The sequence below is a fragment of the Veillonella sp. genome, from assembly GCF_041333735.1.
In the GTDB taxonomy this organism is placed as follows: domain Bacteria; phylum Bacillota; class Negativicutes; order Veillonellales; family Veillonellaceae; genus Veillonella.
Map to the genome: position 1 here is coordinate 479,851 of NZ_JBGKFB010000001.1, position 15,426 is coordinate 495,276.

Annotated in this window: 16 protein-coding genes; 5 read left to right on the plus strand and 11 right to left on the minus strand. The window is 38.2% G+C overall.

All coding sequences use genetic code 11. The features are described 5' to 3' along the window. Nucleotides 1–102 precede the first annotated feature (102 nt). On the minus strand, nt 103–969 hold the full coding sequence (locus ACDF53_RS02185; RefSeq protein WP_105081598.1) for a DMT family transporter: 867 nt from the start codon (nt 967–969) through the stop codon (nt 103–105). Nucleotides 970–1,345: 376 nt separating this feature from the next. Here ACDF53_RS02185 and pflB point away from each other — a divergent pair, with 376 nt between their 5' ends. The 3 genes from pflB (at nt 1,346) to pflA (ending at nt 4,567) form a co-directional block, all read left to right on the plus strand. Then, the gene (gene pflB / locus ACDF53_RS02190) at nt 1,346–3,463 is read left to right on the plus strand and encodes a formate C-acetyltransferase (RefSeq protein WP_370815347.1); all 2,118 of its coding nucleotides are present in this window, start codon (nt 1,346–1,348) and stop codon (nt 3,461–3,463) included. A 75-nt stretch (nt 3,464–3,538) separates the two neighbouring features. Next, nucleotides 3,539–3,778, plus strand: coding sequence for an autonomous glycyl radical cofactor GrcA3 (gene grcA3 / locus ACDF53_RS02195; protein WP_005387698.1), 240 nt, complete (start codon nt 3,539–3,541; stop codon nt 3,776–3,778). Between the two features lie 12 nt (nt 3,779–3,790). Beyond that, complete coding sequence (gene pflA, locus ACDF53_RS02200; protein ID WP_370815348.1) at nt 3,791–4,567, plus strand: pyruvate formate-lyase-activating protein; 777 nt, start codon at nt 3,791–3,793, stop codon at nt 4,565–4,567. A gap of 226 nt (nt 4,568–4,793) precedes the next feature. Here pflA and ACDF53_RS02205 read toward each other — a convergent pair whose 3' ends face one another. Next, on the minus strand, nt 4,794–5,747 hold the full coding sequence (locus ACDF53_RS02205; RefSeq protein ID WP_370815349.1) for a 2-hydroxyacid dehydrogenase: 954 nt from the start codon (nt 5,745–5,747) through the stop codon (nt 4,794–4,796). A 345-nt stretch (nt 5,748–6,092) separates the two neighbouring features. Between ACDF53_RS02205 and alr the strand changes: the two genes are divergently transcribed. Further along, nucleotides 6,093–7,205: an alanine racemase gene (alr, locus tag ACDF53_RS02210; RefSeq protein ID WP_370815350.1), complete on the plus strand. Its 1,113-nt coding sequence runs from the start codon at nt 6,093–6,095 to the stop codon at nt 7,203–7,205. Nucleotides 7,206–7,691: 486 nt separating this feature from the next. Here alr and ACDF53_RS02215 read toward each other — a convergent pair whose 3' ends face one another. From ACDF53_RS02215 to ACDF53_RS02225, 3 genes are all read right to left on the minus strand, one after another. Continuing rightward, nucleotides 7,692–7,970, minus strand: a complete 279-nt coding sequence (locus ACDF53_RS02215) for a PepSY domain-containing protein (RefSeq protein ID WP_105090104.1) — start codon at nt 7,968–7,970, stop codon at nt 7,692–7,694. A gap of 205 nt (nt 7,971–8,175) precedes the next feature. Then, complete coding sequence (locus ACDF53_RS02220) at nt 8,176–8,871, minus strand: ribonuclease E (protein WP_370815351.1); 696 nt, start codon at nt 8,869–8,871, stop codon at nt 8,176–8,178. A gap of 516 nt (nt 8,872–9,387) precedes the next feature. Next, complete coding sequence (locus ACDF53_RS02225) at nt 9,388–9,951, minus strand: PepSY domain-containing protein (protein ID WP_187359568.1); 564 nt, start codon at nt 9,949–9,951, stop codon at nt 9,388–9,390. Nucleotides 9,952–10,109: 158 nt separating this feature from the next. On the opposite strand from ACDF53_RS02225, the gene fliB reads away from it, so the two are divergent. Next, nucleotides 10,110–11,012: a flagellin lysine-N-methylase gene (gene fliB, locus ACDF53_RS02230; RefSeq protein ID WP_370815352.1), complete on the plus strand. Its 903-nt coding sequence runs from the start codon at nt 10,110–10,112 to the stop codon at nt 11,010–11,012. Nucleotides 11,013–11,088: 76 nt separating this feature from the next. Here the strand turns inward: fliB and ACDF53_RS02235 are convergent, their stop codons facing one another. From ACDF53_RS02235 to fic, 6 genes are all read right to left on the minus strand, one after another. Further along, nucleotides 11,089–11,697 carry a hypothetical protein gene (locus tag ACDF53_RS02235; RefSeq protein ID WP_370815353.1) on the minus strand — a complete coding sequence of 203 codons (609 nt, stop codon included), beginning with the start codon at nt 11,695–11,697 and terminating at the stop codon, nt 11,089–11,091. 148 nt (nt 11,698–11,845) lie between these two features. After that, entirely contained in the window at nt 11,846–12,475 is a 630-nt protein-coding gene (locus ACDF53_RS02240; protein WP_370815354.1) for a hypothetical protein, read from the minus strand. Nucleotides 12,476–12,490: 15 nt separating this feature from the next. Continuing rightward, complete coding sequence (locus tag ACDF53_RS02245) at nt 12,491–13,174, minus strand: hypothetical protein (protein ID WP_370815355.1); 684 nt, start codon at nt 13,172–13,174, stop codon at nt 12,491–12,493. Between the two features lie 181 nt (nt 13,175–13,355). After that, complete coding sequence (locus ACDF53_RS02250) at nt 13,356–14,027, minus strand: hypothetical protein (protein WP_370815356.1); 672 nt, start codon at nt 14,025–14,027, stop codon at nt 13,356–13,358. 165 nt (nt 14,028–14,192) lie between these two features. After that, entirely contained in the window at nt 14,193–14,762 is a 570-nt protein-coding gene (locus ACDF53_RS02255) for a hypothetical protein (RefSeq protein ID WP_370815357.1), read from the minus strand. A gap of 11 nt (nt 14,763–14,773) precedes the next feature. Continuing rightward, entirely contained in the window at nt 14,774–15,379 is a 606-nt protein-coding gene (fic, locus tag ACDF53_RS02260; protein WP_370815358.1) for a protein adenylyltransferase Fic, read from the minus strand. Nucleotides 15,380–15,426: the final 47 nt, after the last annotated feature.

Here is a 15,426-nt window from a genome sequence, read left to right on the forward strand (position 1 = left end):
TTACTACAATTTATAATGACTGTCAAACACAAAAAGGACCTCAACAAAAATGTTGAGGTTCTTTTCGTATCTATATACTTTTGGTCCTTTACATCAAACCTATCATCTATATCGATTAAATAAGAACAATGATCCTAGTATAATAGGCGCTCCAATATAGAGTCCCATATTAGGATATTCTCCTAATAAAAAGGCTGCTACTACGGCTGCCACGATTGGCGAGATATACATAAAATTGGTTACATCCGAAACTTTTTCAGCATGTTCAAAGGCATAGCTCCAGAATACGAATCCTAATGCACTGGAAAAGAATGCTAGGTATATCATAGCAAGCTTCGCAGTAATTGGTGCGGCTCCAATCATTTCAATAGCATGATCTGCAAAAGGTAGTGCCATAATGGCACCTGTAAACATGGACCACATAGCGATAGTAATCGAGTCATAACCTTTCAGACTAAGCCCGCGATTTAGAATATTATAAACAGCAAACAGTATCATACCAATCAACGTCCATATGGCCCCCATTGGAATGGTCAGAGTGGAATTCCAAAGGATAATGATGGCTACCCCTACAAAAGCAGTTATAGTGAAGAGCCAACCTATAGGGCGTATTCTATCCTTATAGACTACCAATGCCATCAGTGCTGTTGTCATTGGTGTTAAAGCCATAATAATACTAGATGTAGCGGCCGGTATTGTTCGCAATCCCTCATTAAACACAATTTGATAAACGAAGTTACCTGTAGCGCCTAACAAAATGTATATACCCCATTCACGCCAAGATGTAGGGATGTGTAATCCCTTAAATACACCAATAATTAGCATGAGTATAGCGCCGCCTACAACCCTCGCTACCGAGAGTGTCAATGCATCTACTGATTGCAATGCTACTTTACCAAAAGGAAACGCCGTAGCCCAAACGGCAATGGTGGCAGATGCCCCTAAAATGGCTTTCATACGATTTGTCATTAGCATCTACCTTTCTACGCAATTCCATAATCAATACTATCTAAATATTACCACAATAAGTCCCTACTATTCCAAGAAAATACATCATACTATATCGAATACTTTCTATTTATTGATATAAATTTTCATTATTTAAAGATAATATAAAATCAAATTTTTCAAAGTTACACATTCGCACAAACCAATACTATCGCCATATTTAAAGCATTTTATATAGTGTTGCTAATATGGATAAATTATAAATAAGAACTATTCTTATGAAAATTGCATAGCATATATTGAAAATATATATCATTTAAAATTTGTGAAATCGAGACAAACATTGTACACTATAGGCATAGAAATCTATAGTTATATCCTTTTATGGAGGTGCAAAATGCAACATACTGCATGGAAAGATTTTAACACAGGTGTGTGGGATAAAGCCGTTGATGTACGCGACTTTATTCAAAGAAACTATATCCCCTATGAAGGGGACGATTTCTTCCTTGCTGGCCCTACAGAAAGAACGACAAAATTATGGGACCAAGTAATGAAGCTTTATGAAGAAGAACGTGAAAAAGGCGGCATGCTCGATGCCGATACTTCTGTGGCCACACACATTACTGCCCATGCGCCAGGATATATCGACAAAGACCTTGAAACAATCGTTGGTTTGCAAACTGACAAACCATTAAAACGCGCCATGTTCCCTTATGGTGGCTTGCGTACTGCGAAATCCGCTATTGAAGAATACGGCTTCAAAATGGATCCGCAAACAGAAGACTTCTTCAAAAAACACCGTAAAACACACAACGACGGCGTATTTGATGTATATACACCAGAAATGCGTGCCGCTCGTACAGCTCATATCGTAACTGGTTTGCCAGACGCTTACAGCCGTGGCCGTATCATCGGTGACTATCGCCGTATCGCTTTGTATGGTGTTGATTACCTTATCGAAGACAAAAAAGAACAACTCAGTATCACAATGGGCGATATGCTGGAAGAAGTGATTCGCGATCGTGAAGAAATCCAAGATCAAATTCGTTCCTTGAAGGAATTGAAAGAAATGGCTGCGTCTTATGGTTACGATATTTCTGGACCAGCTAAAGACGTTAAAGAGGCTATGCAATGGATCTACTTCGGCTACCTTGGCGCGATTAAAGAGCAAAACGGTGCTGCTATGTCCATCGGCCGTAACTCTACATTCCTCGACATCTACGCGGAACGCGACCTTCGCAATGGCACATATACAGAAGAACAAATCCAAGAATTCGTAGATCATTTCATTATGAAATTGCGTATGGTTCGCTTCGCGCGTATCCACGAATACAATAACTTGTTCACAGGCGATCCTGTATGGACTACAGAATCCATCGGTGGTATGGGTACTGACGGCCGTACTTTGGTTTCCAAGATGTCCTTCCGGTATTTGCATACATTGACTAATCTTGGCCCGGCTCCAGAACCAAACCTCACTGTATTATGGACCCCTCGCATGCCTATTGGCTTCCGCCGCTTCTGTGCGAAATTATCCATTGAAACATCTTCCATCCAATACGAAAATGACGACTTAATGCGTCCTAACTCTGGTGATGACTACGCTATCGCATGTTGCGTATCCCCAATGCGTATTGGTAAAGAAATGCAATTCTTCGGCGCTCGTTCCAACTTGGCTAAATGCTTGCTTTACGCAATCAATGGCGGCGTTGACGAAAAATTGAAAAAACAAATTGGTCCTAAATACCGCCCTATCACGTCCGAATACTTAGAATTCGACGAAGTATGGGAAAAATTCGACGACATGATGGAATGGTTGGCAGGCGTATATGTAAACGCATTGAACATCATTCACTACATGCACGATAAATATGCTTATGAAAAACTAGAAATGGCATTGCATGACCGCAAGGTAACTCGTTGGTTTGCAACTGGTATTGCTGGTTTATCCGTAGTAGCTGACTCCTTGTCTGCTATTAAATATGCTAAGGTAAAACCTATTCGTGACGAAAACGGCATCGCTGTTGATTTCGAAATCGAAGGTGACTTCCCTAAATATGGTAACGATGACGATCGTGTAGATAGCTTGGCAGCAAAAGTTGTTTCCACATTTATGAACAAGATTCGTAAACATCCTACATACCGTCAATCTGTTCCTACGATGAGCTTGTTAACAATTACTTCCAACGTAGTATATGGTACTGCAACAGGTTCTACACCAGATGGCCGTAAAGCTGGTGAAGCTTTCGCTCCTGGTGCTAACCCAATGCACGGTCGTGACACTCACGGTGCTATTTCTTCGTTGGCATCCGTAGCAAAAATGCCATGGCGTGATAGCTCCGATGGTATTTCCAATACCTTCTCTATCATTCCTGACGCATTAGGTAAATCTGGTGAAACATTTGTGTCCCTCAGCGATTTTGATATTGAGTTAGATCCATCTCAATTGCCTAACTCTAATACAAACTTCGCTTGCAGTGAACCGAATGTTACTATAAAGGAAGATAAATAATATCTTCCATAGTATCGGAATGCTTTCACCGGCACCGATATGAGTGTTAGTCTTGGTTGAAAGGAGGCAATACCAATGAGCAACCAACAACAAATTGATAACTTGGTAGAGTTATTAGATGGCTACTCCCAAAAAGGCGGTCATCATTTGAACGTTAACGTGTTCACTCGCGAAACATTGTTAGACGCTCAAAAACATCCTGAGTTGTATCCTCAATTAACTGTTCGTGTGTCTGGTTACGCAGTGCACTTCAGCAAATTGACTAAAGCACAACAGGACGAAGTTATTTCTCGTACATTCCATCAACAAATCTAATCGAGGTTACCTATGACAGGACGTATTCATTCGGTCGAAACGATGGGTACGGTTGATGGTCCAGGCATGCGCATGGTGGCTTTTCTCCAAGGATGCCCCATGCGTTGTGCTTATTGCCACAATCCTGACACATGGAATGAAATTAGCGATGATGCTAAGCTCATGACCGTCGAGGAATTGTGGGACCAGTACGAACGTAACCGCCAATTTTATACTAATGGTGGTATCACCGTCACAGGTGGGGAAGCTCTAATGCAAATCGACTTTGTTACTGAGCTTTTCACATATTTCCGTGAAAGAAACGTCCATACCTGTTTAGATACAAGTGGAATTTGTTTTGATCCCCACCAAGAGGTGGCCTACCGTAAGCTACTCAGTGTCACTAGTCTCGTCATCCTAGACCTTAAAGAAATCGATTCTGATAAACATCTGTGGTTAACAGGCAAACCGTTAGAGCCCATTCTCGGATTTGCTAGATTAACGGCAGACGTAGAAGTTCCTATTTGGGTTCGTCACGTTGTAGTCCCTACCATCACAGATAATGCAGATCATCACTATCGTCTAGGCTTTTTCCTAGGATCCCTGAATAACTTACAAGCCGTTGATTGCTTGCCATATCACGTTATGGGTACTGCTAAATATAAGGAGTTAGGTCTTACCTATCGCCTAGAGGGCATACCGGCCGCATCAAAAGATATAGCGGCTAAAGCGACAAGAACCGTGGTAGAAGGCATCAAGGCCTATCGACGCCATTGGTGGAGTCCCATCAAAACACAACATCAATCATAATCAAGTTCGAGGATAACTACCTCCCTTGATATATATACACATATATATTAAAAACTTGATCTATGATAGCCCTAAAACAATAGAGCCGCCCCCACACAACCGGGGACGGCTCTTATTGTATTTATAGACTATTTAGTTTCTATTATTTGTGCACTGATTTTGAATAATCAGCACATCATTTAGGTACATAACCTATTTAATCTAATATTCGCTCTATTAATATCTTTTATTTAGATACTACATTAATAGGTTCACCTTTAAAGAAGGCTTGTACATTGTCACGAATGATGCCTACCAAGCGTTGGCGTGTTTCGAGACCTTTCCAGCCCATATGAGGTGTGATGATAACATTATCTAATGTATATAGAGGGCTGTCCTCTGCTGGAGGCTCTACCTCTTGTACATCGAGGCCAGCACCTGCAATGCGTTTAGCCGCTAATGCTTCACAAAGGTCAGCTTCATTAATAAGAGGACCACGACCTGTATTGACGATGACTGCATTTGGCTTCATCTTAGCGATGGTTTCTTTATTAATCATGTACTTAGTTTGGTCATTCAATGGGCAATGCAATGTAATATAATCACTATTTTCTAGTAATTCATCAAGGCTTACATAACGAACACCGTCGCCATCAGCCTTTGGTGTACGCGTATAAACCAAGATATTCATACCTAGTGCTTTTGCTACCTTGATGACTTCCATACCGATGTGACCAGCACCAACAACACCTAAGGTTTTACCATTCACTTCGGTATGGCTCACTTGTAAATGCTTTGTGAAATTACTGCGATCACCTTTAGCAAGCATGCCGATTTGTTGTTGCATTGTGGACGCAAAATTGAGGATCATCATGATTACCGTATGTGCTACACGTTCTGTGCTGTACGCTGGAATATTGCACACAGTGATACCTCTCTCCTTTGCAGCGTTGAGGTCGATATTATTGTAGCCTGTACCTGCTTCTACAATGAGCTCTACAGTATCTGGAAATTGTGAAAGCAACTCAGCCCCTACTGGTAACTCTTTTGTTACTACTACGCGAGCCCCTTGGATACGCTCAATAAGCTCTTCATTTGTACTATTATCATAAACCTGTACATCATTAGATAATACGGAGAAATCTAATGCATGGTCATAATTCATTTTACTTGCGTTTACTACTACTACACGTTCGCTCATGAGAACCTCCTTAAATAACAATTTTATATTCCATATATACCTCAGCACTCTATTTCATCATATATACTGTACAATTAGTAAGCATACCGTATCTATTTATAGCATATATAATACACTAGTTACATAAAAGTATATAAATAATCTATCTATATAAATTATACTATAAATAGCATCGGAAGCTATATTAATTAGTATACTTTCACAAATATTGTATATAATATATGCAGAAAAGCTATAAAATTCAAAATAATACCAATATTTCTGTATAAAACTTTCACAAAAGTATTGTTTAATTCCCCAAAAGTTATACAATAAAAGTAATGTTATATAGAATTGAGGAATACCATGAGACCCACCTATTTGACCATAAATACAAGTCTTGTTCGCGAGAACTTGCGCAAAATTAAAGATAGTTTACCGGAATGGAGCACATCTACAGCTGTTATCAAGGCCAATGGCTATGGCCACGGCAGCGTTATGATGGGCCGTATTGCCGTTGAGGAGGGTTATGAATCCTTAGCGGTTGCCATTCCTGAAGAGTCTGTGCCGCTTCGCAATGCAGGTATTATGGTGCCAATCTACCTACTAGGTCTCACACGCCCACAATCATTTGAGCTTGTAGCAGACACGAATTCCATCCCTGCCGTATGTGAATCTACAGATTTGGAAGCACTAGACAAAGTAGCAGAAAATCATGATATGATCATTCGCGTTGCTGTCGCTGTCGATACAGGCATGCATCGCATCGGTATCAAACCAGAGGATGCAGTAGAATTTATAAAACGCGTTGAATCCTATGAAAATCTTGAAGTAGACGGCTTCTTTTCTCATATGAGTAACGCTGATGCAGCTGATCAAAGCCACGCGCATGGGCAGGCACAAAAATTTCATAAAATGGTAGACGAAATCCGTGCATTTAGACCTGATGCGGACTATCGATTCTCCCTTGCCAATAGTGCTGGGTTATTATCTGTAAAAGATAGCTTATTTACCGATGCACGTCCTGGCATTATCCAATATGGTATTATGCCATCCCTTGATGTACCAAATCGATTGGGGTTGAAACCAGTCCTCTCCTTCCACAGCGAAGTAGTACATGTACAGCGCTTGGAAGCTGGCGAAGGTATCGGCTATGGTTCTACCTATATAACACCAGAACCAATGACAATTGCTACCATCCCTGTAGGCTATGCAGATGGTTATCCTCGCAGCTTATCTAATCGCGGTACCGTCCTTATTCATGGTACACGATGCCCTGTAGTGGGCCGTATCTGTATGGACCAATTCATGGTGGCCGTGCCTGATACAATTACTGTACAACCTGGTGATAAGGTTGTCCTCTTAGGATCTCAAGGTCATGAGAGCATCTCTGCATTAGAGATTGCTGCCTTAGCCTCAACAATTCCTTATGAAATCTTCTGTGGTTTCTCTGAGCGCGTACCTAGACAATATATTTAAAACAATCATTTTAGACCTCATAGAGATTTAGATACATACAAAATGAGCAGATATATTTATATCTGCTCATTTATATTTCTAGAAAGTTTCAAGGCCTATATTTACTATTTCATATAAGAAATTTTTCAACGAAAAAAGCCCGTAGTACATGCAGCGGTCTACATGTATTACGGGCTTTCCTGCTCCCCTATACCTAGCGTACTGTAAAGCAGTTACGTTCTTATTGTGAGAGAGAGTATTATATACCAAGTATATAATCTTATGATTGGGAGGGAACCACAATGCATAAGGGGCCCTCTGAACGACAGACGGCATAGGAGAGAGTCAATGTTTGTCTATCCAATCCAGAGGGCTGCGTGTGTAATTGTTTATTGTGTGTGTAAGTGTATTGTGTATGTGTGTAAGTATGTGTGTGTATAGTTTTGTGTGTTTAGTGTTCGTGTATTAAAGGGGTTTGCTTTACAGTGGCATAGGATATAGATTAGCTTATTTTACTGCCATACCTGTTTTTGCATCCAATACGATGGATACAGGTTTATTTTGTGCATCATGGAACTCTACAGTATAAATAGGTTTACCGTTTTGGTTTGCTACAGACCAAGAGTTAATACCAGTTGCTACATTGCCAGTTTGTGCGAAGGCTGCATTGATCGCCACATGTGGAGGTAACACAGTACCAGCATCAATAGCACTAGCTTCCATGGATGCATCGTATGCTTTAGGAGTACCTTCAGTTACATTACCAGATGCCACATCTAGAGTCATGGAATGGGCACCACTAGTATTGAAACCGTCTACTTCATAGATAGCAGTTTTATCGGCAGCTTTGAAGGATACATTCGTAATCTTAGAGTCGCCATATTTATTTTCAAATTGATCAATTAAATAATTCGCACCAATTACGAAAATACTATTTTGATCGACTACGCCTGCTTGCTTACTTGTTGTGCTAGGTTGTGATTTTCCACTTTTAGAGTTTTTTTTCCTCTTTAGTAGTTTCTTTTTTGTCAGCTTTTTTATCTGCTTTTACTTCTTTAGTTTCTTTTACAGCTTTATCAGCTTTAACTGCTTTGTCAGCTTTTACTTTAGGTGCTTTGTGTGCTTGCGCTTTTTTAGTATTTTTTTCTTCTTTATTAGCTTCTACTTTTTTATCTGCTGCACGCACTACTTTAGCTTCGCTAGGAGCTTTTGCTACTGCTGCAGTTTCAATTGTAGGAGTTGCTGCTGCAGGATTAGCTGCTGCTGGAACTACAGTGTCTTGAGCTACTGGAGCTTTTACGTCTTGAGTTGCTGTTGGAACTGGTGTAGTATCCTGAGCTACTGGTGCAACTGGAGCCACTTCAACTTTAGCCGCTGTTGGTACAACTTTAACTGCTGGAGTTACTTCTACTTTAGCTGTTGCAGGAGCTACTTCTACTTTAGCTGTTGCAGGAGCTACTTCTGTTTTAGCTGCTGCTGGAGCTGCTTCTACTTTAGCTGCTGGAGTTACTTGAATTGTAGGAACTGCTTGATGAGTAGCAGGTTGTGCTACAGGAGCTGTAGTAGCTGCTACCTCTTGAGTTACAGGAACTGGTGTTGCTTGTTCAGCCGCTGTTACTGCTACAGTAGCACCAAATACGCCAGCTACTGCTAAAGCAATACTACTTTTCAAAATAGATTTTTTCATAATATCCTCCTTGATAATCCATATATATGCAAAACTACGCATATATATTTTTAACCAACTCGGTGTTATCGTTATAGTTCCAAAACATATATCTAGCGTGGACTGTAGATATATAGTCTGGAAATTCCCGATATATTTGAGTTCTGTCCTTTGACTGGACACATATTATCCATAATCTATGAAATAAAAATGTAGAACCCATCGGTCCAGCTTATTTTGGCGTGAGTCTAAAATGAATTTATATGTAATTTAAATGAAATTCTATAGTATTCGATTTACAATTAAGTATTATATGAACCAAATCTAAAAAGCTATATATCCCATGTATAAAGGAACCACGGCCTCTCATTGCACTTCTCATAATCTAAACATCCCATTTCATGAGCAAACTTTCACAAAAAAAGCTCCTTAAAACTATCATTTACTACAAAAAAGACAGTTTTAAGGAGTTTAATTGTTATATTTAAAATAATAAGCCCTTAACTATTAAGTTGTATTTACTAATTATAGAAAGGTTTAATCATCAAATTTAACAGATAATAAAGTACCATTCATAGCATCAATTCGTACATCTACCTCTTTGTCGCCTTCTGTACCGAAGCTAACTTTGTACACTATTTTACCTTTATCATACTGTACAGACCACCCATTAAGGCTTGTCGCTTTGCCTTGCGTTTGAGCATACGCAAAGTTAACTACTGCTGCTGGCGGTAAGATTTCACGAGGATCAAAGGATTTTTTCTTTAAGGATTTATGGAAGTCACCTTCACGTTTTTCAAAGATTTGATTTGTAGCATAGATATACGTAAGCTCATATTTGCCACTTTCATCAAAACCGTCTACATCATATCTAATTTGACCACCATCCGCATCAAAGGCGATTTCAGTGATAGCTGCATTTGGATGATTCTGAATAAATGCATTTAATAAACCATTGGCACCTACAATCGCTGCATGGTTTCCATCAACAACGGCAACAGTTGGTTCTACCGCTACTAAATGGGCTGCACTTGCATTTGGCATACCAAACACTGCTGCCAAGGCTAATACAAGGCTACCTTTTACAAATAAGGATTTCATAGGCTCCTCCATCTCTCAAACAGGACCATAGTGTGTATATATACAATTATACACTAAATCGATACGATTTATTAATCTTTATTTATAATATTAATGCATAGACAACTCCCCTATGATACAATGCACGTAGAATATTTTTTACTACAAGTGAGACGATTATGATTTCATTATATCCTACCATATATCACACATTTCAATGCAAAGCAGATCGATGTGAAAATACATGTTGTCAACTTTGGACCATCGATATCGACGAGGCCACTGCTGAACGCTATCATACTATGACAGGCCCTCTTGGTGAAAGCTTACGCCAAGCTATCACTGTGGATGATGAGGGCAGCCATTTCGTGTTTTCTAAAGAACAACCAATGTGTCCGTTACTCAATGAAAACGGTCTCTGTAAGGTTGTGCTCGAACTCGGTGAAGAAGGCCTATGCGATACATGCCATATGCATCCACGTTTTTATAAATATATTGAAGACCTCGAACTATGTGGGGTTGGTCTATCCTGTGAAGCATCAGTTGAACTACTCGCAGAGGATACTCAATCTGATCAGGTAATCTTTACCATTGAAGACGATGATGGTGAGTTTAGTCCTGATGAGCGTTTAACTATTCAAAATATATTTGAACTATTAGCACTTGATATAGATTCATCATACTTTCAATACAGCCCAAATCCTGATGTACAGTATTATGAAAAACTATTAACTCTATATGGTACAACAGAGCCTATCGATGAAGAATGGACTGCACAAATCAATGCATTATCTCATGACACAGATAAACTAATTACCGCTGTACAAACCTATATAGCAACTCACGATATGGGGCTATTCAACAAGGTGTTCCAATACATCTTATATCGTCAAATCGATATGCTAGCAGACTATTCTTTGGAATCTATCCTTTCCTACGCAAAAGATAGTGTGGAATACATACTAATTACAAGTGCTATAGAAGGCTCACCGCTTAAACAAGTCGCAAGATGGTCCCAACAAATCGAATACGATGAAGACAATGTAGACTTACTATTACAACATTATGATTCTCTTCAATAATGACAAACTACTTTTACTAAAATTTTATTCAAAGCAATAAAAACCTCCTAGTATAAAACTAGGAGGTTTTATGTATTTACGCAAATAGTATGCGCATAATCCAGTTATATAAAAGGTTAATAATATATAGAACTATATATACAGCGCCGACTGTAAGAGGCTCTACTTTCATAATCCGAGATAAAAGCATGACGGCTACGTAGATAACGGCACCAACGTAAGCTAATGCTAAGGGAACTAATAGGATCATTAAAAATGGCGTAATATAAATGCAAATAATAGATACCAAAATTAATGCTAATCCAAGTGCTCCTGTATAGCCTTCCACATAGGCAGTGCCCATTAATACTTGCTTGAAATCAAAGTCACGCTCTAAGAGAACACTCAGTAATTTCCAAAGTATAAAGCTACCTACAAACCAATATATTCCAAGGCCTAAAATCTCTCTCAATATAGAAAATATGCCATATACAGCTGGTATAAAGCCAAATAAAAACCCACCAAAGGTCATGGCTAAAGGTAATAGTATAATGCCTAAAGCAAATCCCAAAATATGGGTGGCACACCAACCGGCGAGGCCAGCTTTGATACCCTTCTCTAAGGTACCAAACCAGAAGATTTCATCGATCCCCTTCTTCGGTGAACGCACCAGCAGGGATATTTCTCGTAAAAATGTCGTATCCATAACTAACTCCGCTCTCAACTACACTATAAGATTAATTATATCATAAATTCCCAGATTTAAATTATATATAATTAATTTTAATATAAATTAAACGATAAAAAAACCGCAAGACTTTCATCTTGCGGTTATACTGCATTACAGTCTTATATTATTTAACTAGGGTATGTACAAATCGGATCCATTGAGGCAATACTGACACTGATAGCAACGCCACAATAAACATAATAATATATGTTTTTACGATACCTAATTCAACATAGCGGCGCATGAGCTGGGCCCCAATAAAGACAGCATAATACTGACTAAACATGGTAATAAGGTAGGCCATATCTCCTACATATTTCGGCATAGATAAATAAAATAATATGAGCCCCACTATATGGATCAACACCAATACTACAGTACGAAGTGCATTCGTATAGGCTAAACCATAGATATAGTTTCGCATCACGCCCCTATAGGTACCAGTACCACCTAGCAATACTAGTAATCGCCATATTACAAAGGCACCTATGATAATTTGAAAAATTAAAAATGATGCATTTGCCAAAGCACTAACTAGATCAAAATGTGTGAGACCAGTCATTCGTTTTATGCCTAATGCGGGAGACACAGCTTTCACTATGAACGGCAAAGCATAGGTCACTACATATAATACAATTGTAGATATTATAAGATTTAGTATAGCTCGAGCATACGATCCATTCTTAATAATATTTTGAAAGGAACGATCACTCAGTTTTGTAAATAAATGTAATATATCCTTATACCAAGCCATAATACTCCTTATATATTATCGAGTTAATGTATATAGCACTTCACATAATAGTGATGCTAAAATAGCGATTAACATAATGCTTAGTCCTTCATAAAAACTGCCATTAATACATGCCCCTGCAATACGACCCATGGTCTGTAATAACAATACAGTACTAAGAATGCATAAAACAATCATGCAAAAACCAATAATGGCTTGCAATATAATCGGTATGGATGTAAGAATCAACATAATACCTGCCGTAAGCGTAATCATAGCTACTACTAATTGGGCAAAGGCCATCATATGTAATACACCGGTAACTACGCCACGAATGTAGAACTTACGTTTTTGCAACATTGCGTAACCTAGCAAGATACCGGACATAAGCGCCGCTTTTAAAATTACCCACGCAAACCGACCGATATTCCAAAACTCACGCGGTTTACTTAAGTGTTCAAAAAAGACTTGTATCTCATGTTGACCTACGGGAAGCGCAAACATTTGCCACTTCACTAATAGTGATGAGTTGCGTATCAAAGCACGTATAGCATCTAGATATACACTTTCACCGACGATGGTAAATTGATAGCATATGAGCGTCAATACGAGCATCCAAGAAAGCTGTCCATAGGTAACATCATAGTGGTACATTCGTGGATTTTTTTCTTCAATGGGGTTTAATAAGCGATATACGAACTCTACTAAACCTGCCATCATACCTCTCACCACCTTTTACTCAACAAGAATAGCATCATTCTATTTAGAATGATGCAACACACAACACAACGATTACGAATTTATAACAATTATTTTATTTTTAATTCATACTCTGTTCATCATTATAGCACAAAAGCAAGGTATATTCATACCTTGCTTTCATATTTTTCATACTATGTAATTATCTAGATGAAACAAGCATAACCATGCCCACCAATATGCCAATAAGTACTACTGGAATTAAAGATGCCAAAAGCCCAATACCAAATGTTGCTAGACGTCCCTTTTCGATTTGACGTGCCATAAGTGTTAAGCTCAACCAGAAATACCAAATGTATAAGACAATTTGCAAAATAATATAGGTAAAATTAATGATATGCAAAATAATCTGAGGTGCGTAAATATCTAAGCTCAGCCCCTGAATGATAAGAATCAAAATTACTTGAATAATCGATAAAACAAGGGATATGAACATCGAATATGCACTTTCATACCAACAAATCTTTAGTATAGACTCATAATTAGTATGAGCATCAAATTTATTGGCTACCCAACTAAAGAGCACCGAATAAATGGCTAATGTAACAAATGCTGATAATGCATATAATACTAATACAAAAAATCCAGCCCCAGCAAGAACCCCCAATGCAGCTCCTAGCTGTGGAGCCGAAACACCTAAAGAATAAGCCATTCCCGCTTGTATAATCCAACTCACAAGCAGACTAATGGCAAGCATCCCCATGGTACACGCGAATCCGCGTTGGATTGTACCAAACTCTACAATCTCTGGAATGCCACGTTTAAAAGGCTCTCTTATGAGTGCCCAAAGATCTAAATACCATTTTCGTTCCATATGTTCCCCTCCAAATACATCAAAAGCACATATATTTCTATCATTGTATCATAATACACTTTTAAATTAAATATAAATTCATTATAAACTATCCAAACAAATATAGTAATAAAAAAGTTGATAGACACCTAATAGCATCTATCAACATTTCTATTACATATGTATTTAAAGAGACATAGACAAGATAATACCACCTATGCCAAAGACAAAGGATACGATATAAAATGCAATACCTGTTATCCAAGGACTCAATCCAAATTGCTTAGACATCAGTTGAGCCATAACAAAAACATTAATGAGTTCTATGGTGCTTAATCCACCGGATCCGCCTTTAGCATGTAAATCCAAGAAAAGATAAATAGGCGCAGCAAAAAGTACAAAAATCAAATGGATCCAACTAGTAATACAACTATTTAAAAGCATGTCTGCCACTAGTTGCTTATATGTAACCTGCCCCTTAAAAACCTTAAAAATACCATATAAAATACCAGAAGATACAAGAACAAACGCTACAATTCCAAGTACATATCCAATGATAGGGACTAACTCAATCTCTACGGGGCTTATAATCTCCCAAATAAATGTTTTGAAAAATGGACTTTTGGGGAAAATTAGCGTTAAAATATGTAATCCCAAGTCAGTTACAATCGCTGATATAATCGCTAATAATAACATATTTTTAATAGTGATCAAGTGCATCCATTTTTCTATATATGGGCCAAATAAACTATTCATAATTCTATACCTTATAAATCTTCACTTTTAAATAATTGATATCCTTCAAAATAATAACTATGGTCAAGGCCTTTCATAAATAGTTCTCGATTATTGATATCACTGGTAAGTGCTTTAGCAAGAATAGCTTTTATTTCTAAGTCATTTACTGGACTTCGTTCCATAGCAGACAAATATTGCTCTTTATCTACCTGACTCCAATCAATAGTCTTTTGTAACTCTGAACACAACATATGATCAAGCCACAATCGCATGCTACGACCATTACCTTCTCTAAAAGGGTGCGCCACATTCATTTCTACATACTTTTCTACAATTTCATCAAAGGTAGATTGGGGCATATCTTCAATGGTTTTAACGGCTTCAGCAAGATACATAACCGGAACAAAGCGAAAATTTCCTTTTGCAATATTCACAGTTCGCAATGCACCGGCAAAATCATATATATCCTGGAATAATATAGTATGGATTCTTTGCAAGGTAGTCCACGTACCACTCGGCATATCATTAAGTAGATTTTCTTCAAACAGTGTTGTTGCTGCTTTTTTACTAATTCGTTCTTCTTCTCTAGCCAATGTTGGGGAATCGGTAATCCCCAATCTATTAGTGATAACCATGTTGGACCTCCTTTTGATTTATTTTCATTATATATATTATACTATAG

What these genes read in the sequence shown, in the direction of transcription:
- ACDF53_RS02185 (WP_105081598.1), bottom strand. Translation starts at nt 969, where the DNA reads ATGACAAATCGTATGAAAGCCATTTTAGGGGCATCTGCCACCATTGCC.
- pflB (WP_370815347.1), top strand. Translation starts at nt 1,346, where the DNA reads ATGCAACATACTGCATGGAAAGATTTTAACACAGGTGTGTGGGATAAA.
- grcA3 (WP_005387698.1), top strand. Translation starts at nt 3,539, where the DNA reads ATGAGCAACCAACAACAAATTGATAACTTGGTAGAGTTATTAGATGGC.
- pflA (WP_370815348.1), top strand. Translation starts at nt 3,791, where the DNA reads ATGACAGGACGTATTCATTCGGTCGAAACGATGGGTACGGTTGATGGT.
- ACDF53_RS02205 (WP_370815349.1), bottom strand. Translation starts at nt 5,747, where the DNA reads ATGAGCGAACGTGTAGTAGTAGTAAACGCAAGTAAAATGAATTATGAC.
- alr (WP_370815350.1), top strand. Translation starts at nt 6,093, where the DNA reads ATGAGACCCACCTATTTGACCATAAATACAAGTCTTGTTCGCGAGAAC.
- ACDF53_RS02215 (WP_105090104.1), bottom strand. Translation starts at nt 7,970, where the DNA reads ATGACTCTAGATGTGGCATCTGGTAATGTAACTGAAGGTACTCCTAAA.
- ACDF53_RS02220 (WP_370815351.1), bottom strand. Translation starts at nt 8,871, where the DNA reads ATGAAAAAATCTATTTTGAAAAGTAGTATTGCTTTAGCAGTAGCTGGC.
- ACDF53_RS02225 (WP_187359568.1), bottom strand. Translation starts at nt 9,951, where the DNA reads ATGAAATCCTTATTTGTAAAAGGTAGCCTTGTATTAGCCTTGGCAGCA.
- fliB (WP_370815352.1), top strand. Translation starts at nt 10,110, where the DNA reads ATGATTTCATTATATCCTACCATATATCACACATTTCAATGCAAAGCA.
- ACDF53_RS02235 (WP_370815353.1), bottom strand. Translation starts at nt 11,697, where the DNA reads ATGGATACGACATTTTTACGAGAAATATCCCTGCTGGTGCGTTCACCG.
- ACDF53_RS02240 (WP_370815354.1), bottom strand. Translation starts at nt 12,475, where the DNA reads ATGGCTTGGTATAAGGATATATTACATTTATTTACAAAACTGAGTGAT.
- ACDF53_RS02245 (WP_370815355.1), bottom strand. Translation starts at nt 13,174, where the DNA reads ATGATGGCAGGTTTAGTAGAGTTCGTATATCGCTTATTAAACCCCATT.
- ACDF53_RS02250 (WP_370815356.1), bottom strand. Translation starts at nt 14,027, where the DNA reads ATGGAACGAAAATGGTATTTAGATCTTTGGGCACTCATAAGAGAGCCT.
- ACDF53_RS02255 (WP_370815357.1), bottom strand. Translation starts at nt 14,762, where the DNA reads ATGAATAGTTTATTTGGCCCATATATAGAAAAATGGATGCACTTGATC.
- fic (WP_370815358.1), bottom strand. Translation starts at nt 15,379, where the DNA reads ATGGTTATCACTAATAGATTGGGGATTACCGATTCCCCAACATTGGCT.